Annotated in this window: 1 protein-coding gene; it reads left to right on the forward strand. The window is 77.3% G+C overall.

Features of this window, described 5'->3' with window-relative positions; genetic code table 11:
* The coding region (locus tag NWP09_RS13270; RefSeq protein ID WP_258275944.1) for an ROK family protein at positions 1-397 on the forward strand (397 nt) is incomplete at both ends.

A 397-nucleotide genomic window follows, 5' to 3' on the forward strand; every position in this document is an offset into this window, starting at 1 on the left:
CAGCTCGCCGAGGCGGGGCGCGGGCCGACGACCGCCGTGGGGCTCGCGATCGCCGCGTGGATGCCGCGCGACCGCGAGTCGATCACGTGGGCCGCGCACCTGGGCGTGCGCGACTTCGCGCTGTGCGCCGCGCTCGCCGAGCGGCTCGGCCGGCCGGTGACGATCGACAACGACGCGAACGGCTACCTCGTCGGCGAGGCGGCGATGGGGGCGGCGGCGGATGCGTCGTCATCGCTCCTGCTCGCGCTCGGCACGGGCGTGGGGGGCGCGTTCGTCGCCGAGGGGCGGCCGCTGCTCGGCGCGCACGGGCTCGCGGGCGAGCTCGGCCACGTGACGGTCGACGAGGCGGGGCCGGTGTGCTCGTGCACGGCCCGCGGCCGGGCTCTTATACACATCT

This window comes from Agrococcus sp. HG114, assembly GCF_024723325.1.
Classification (GTDB): Bacteria; Actinomycetota; Actinomycetes; order Actinomycetales; family Microbacteriaceae; genus Agrococcus.